2 protein-coding genes are annotated in these 1670 nt (G+C 73.2%); both read left to right on the top strand.

All coding sequences use genetic code 11. The features are described 5' to 3' along the window. Positions 1-376 precede the first annotated feature (376 nt). Positions 377-1036, top strand: a complete 660-nt coding sequence (locus tag AB0O00_RS38215; RefSeq protein ID WP_363659291.1) for a zinc ribbon domain-containing protein — start codon at positions 377-379, stop codon at positions 1034-1036. A gap of 191 nt (positions 1037-1227) precedes the next feature. Beyond that, complete coding sequence (locus AB0O00_RS38210; protein WP_363659290.1) at positions 1228-1614, top strand: hypothetical protein; 387 nt, start codon at positions 1228-1230, stop codon at positions 1612-1614. The last annotated feature ends 56 nt before the right edge of the window (positions 1615-1670 follow it).

Raw genomic sequence — 1670 nt, 5'->3', positions numbered from 1 at the left:
GACGGCTCCTGGGAGCTCGGGCGGATCAGCGGCTGGTGGCAGGACGCGGGCGGCGAGCGCTGGTGCCGGCTGCGGGTCACCCGCGGTGGCCGCCCGGCCGGCTGGGAGCGGTTCGACCCGTCGCGCGTGGTGCTGCTCCCGGTGGCGGGCCTGTGACGGACCGGCCCGGGTGATCGGCGGTCCCGTGAGCGGCCGTGCGCCGCGTGTTCGGGCCGGGCGGGGGCCAGGGGCCCGCGAATGTCACGGTTCGGCCCTGTTCGTGCTTCAACTGACCCGCGGGACCTGGCGGAACCGGCCCGGTCCGTGCGAACGTCCCTTCGGGCGCGGTCGACGTGAGGACCGCCCACCTGCCACTTCTTGACCTTCCGGGGACGACGTGAGTTCCGAGATCTACTTCAGCAGCAACTACCGCGACATGTGCGAGCAGTACGGCACGGGGGCGGGTTTCCAGTTCGAGTTCTACTGCTACCGCTGCTCCGACACGTGGCGCTCGCCCTTCGAGGCGTTCACCACCGGCCAGGTGGCCGGGTGGATCGGCAAGGGCGTCAGCGCCGCCTGGAACCTCATCGGCGGCAACGCCAACACCATCAGCAACGCCGCCGACGGGCTCGCCGGGCACACCTGGGGCGGCGCACGCGACGCCGCGTTCCAGCGCGCGATCACCAACGCCCAGACCCACTTCAACCGCTGCGGGCGCTGCACCACGTACGTGTGCGGGCGCTGCTTCGACCCGGGCCAGGGCCTGTGCCTCACCTGCGCGCCGGACACCGCCGCCGAGGCCATGGTGGCGCAGCGGCGCGGCCTCAACGACATGGTGTCCGAGCGGGCCTACAGCGTCGGCCAGCAGTCGGGCGCGGAGTTCGACGTGAACGCGCGGCGGCAGCTGGTGTGTCCGCAGTGCTCGGCGGAGACGCACGGCACGCCGTTCTGTCCGGGCTGCGGGCACCGGCTGGCGCAGCCGACGGAGTGCACGAGCTGCCACAAGGAGGTGCCGGACAGATCGGCGTTCTGCCCGTCCTGCGGCACCAGGCGCTGACGGCGGTCGCGGCGCCTGGTGGACGCGCGGTCGATGCGCGGTCGGTGCGCGGTCTACGCGCCCGGACCCGTTTCCGGGGCGCACCTCGGCGAATTGCGGCCGCCGAACGGGAACCCGCAGGCCGGGGCGCGTCGTCATCAACCATGGTTGACGCCCGGGCAGGATCCGGGCGCCGAAGTACGAGGAGCACGATGACTCACCGGATCGCACGTTCGACGGCCGGCGCCCTGGTGGTGCTGCTGGCCGCCCTCGGCCTCGGCGCCGTGGCGTCGGGCGCGTCCGCGACGGCCGCACCCCGCGCGGTGGCGGTCGCTCAGTCCACGACGGTCCCCGACCGGGCCGCGTCCGCCGCGCACGCCGCGTCCGCCGCGCACGCCGTGACGTCCGTGGCGGCTGCCGACCGCGCGCAGTCGGCCGCGCAGCTGGCGGCGCCGCAGCCCCAGAAGAAGAAGTCCGGGTTCTTCGCCAAGCTCGGCAAGTTCCTGCTGGTCGTGATCATCCTGATCATCCTCTTCGTCGTCCTGCTGATCTTCGGCATCATCTACCTCGTGAAGCGGATCTTCAGCCGCCGCCGCTGAGCCGCCGCTGAGCCACGGCTGAGCCGGCGATCGCGCCGGAACCCCGCCGCCCAAGG

The organism is Kitasatospora sp. NPDC093558 (assembly GCF_040683475.1).
In the GTDB taxonomy this organism is placed as follows: domain Bacteria; phylum Actinomycetota; class Actinomycetes; order Streptomycetales; family Streptomycetaceae; genus Kitasatospora.
Note: the sequence above shows the minus strand (reverse complement) of the source record. Positions and strands in the feature narration are given on the sequence as shown.